This window comes from Enterococcus sp. C46, assembly GCF_040887565.1.
In the GTDB taxonomy this organism is placed as follows: Bacteria; Bacillota; Bacilli; order Lactobacillales; family Enterococcaceae; genus Enterococcus_B; species Enterococcus_B lactis.
On the sequence record NZ_JBFOGA010000027.1, the window covers coordinates 1 to 1,572 of the forward strand.

The following is a 1,572-nucleotide window of genomic DNA, read 5'->3' on the forward strand; positions in this document are numbered from 1 at the left end:
AGTTATGCTGCTATTTATATGGACGCAACGTATATTCCGTTAAAGCGGAAAACCGTCGCCAAGGAAGCTATTCATATCGCAGTTGGCATTCGCCCGGACGGATCAAAGGAAGTATTGAGCTATGCGATTGCACCGACTGAATCCATCACGATTTGGGAGGAAATTTTATTGGACCTTCAAGAGCGCGGTTTGAAAAATGTCCTCCTGTTCATCACGGATGGCTTAAAGGGGATGGTAGGAGCGATTAGTCGGTTCTATCCCAAAGCTCGTTTTCAACATTGTTGTGTACACGTTTCCCGTAATATCAGTCACAAAGTGCGTGTCAATAATCGTAAGGAAGTCTGTGATGATTTTAAAATGGTGTATCAAGCCTCGTCTAAAGAGGTGGCGTTGGAAGCACGTGGTGCTTTTGCGAAAAAATGGAAAACCAGCTATCCAAAAGTGGTTGAATCGATTCTTTCGAACGATCACTTGCTCACTTTCTATGATTTCCCCTTGGCCATACGCAAGAGTATTTATTCTACGAACTTGATTGAATCCTTTAATAAGCAAATCAAGAAATACAGCCACCGCAAGGAACAGTTCCAAAACGAAGAGTCGATGGAACGTTTCTTAGTCTCGTCTTTTGATACTTACAACCAAAAATTCCTAGGTCGCAGTCATAAAGGCTTTCAACAGGCCGAAGGCGAACTTGAACAAATGCTAAGCCAACTGATTGAGAATTAGAAACAATCTACAGTAGGGAGGAACCATTTACACAAAATTATTGACGCTCCCAATAAAAAAATAACTTATTACCTTTAAATTATACTACCAACAAATGGTAGTTTATTATTAATTTATATAATATGAAACCTAAAATATAGTAGTATGTTAATTTATACTAAATTAAATAAAGTACTACCTTTAATAGGTAGTACTTTATTATCAAGCCATTATTCCTTCTTCTACTAGTTCTTTTGTCACATAATTTTGTAATCAATAAATGTTGCGCAATAAGTATAAGAATTCCATTTTCTAAATTTGAAAGGTGATCCATAATTTCATGTTCAAGTAGTTTATTAATTGTCCACTTGTCGCTTCATCTAAAAATTTTATAGGTTTTAGGAATGCTATTCGCTTATTTTAGGAAGATTTTAACTGTTTGCTATAGATATATATCATACTAGTATCGTAATAAAAGTACTCTAAAAGAAGAATTTTCAAATACGCAAAATTAAGTACGAAAGAGTTGAAACAAATTTGGAGAAAATGAGCATAGAATGTCTGATGAGTTAAATAGACCTAAAAATTATCTAAAAGTGGAGCAAAATTAGGAATTACAAACAAAACACTAAATTAGTTTATATAATTTTCCGTAATATTTAATATATATGAAAAGGAAAACGTAGAAAATTACGTCTACGTTTTCCTATTTAGTTCTATATTTTTATTAAGTTTTATATTTACTCTTTTCACTTTTCGGAATAAATTCACTGTGACTCTTGATACCTTCTTTTATATATTGCTAATGTATTTTCTCCATTGCTATGAAAATAGAATCAACATATTTATAATATCTATCTAATCTAT

At 33.0% G+C, this 1,572-nt stretch carries 1 pseudogene; it reads left to right on the forward strand.

The window, feature by feature from the left end:
- Positions 1-726, forward strand: a pseudogene (locus AB3I27_RS13890) (IS256-like element ISLgar5 family transposase); the annotation flags it as partial.
- Positions 727-1,572 lie beyond the last annotated feature (846 nt).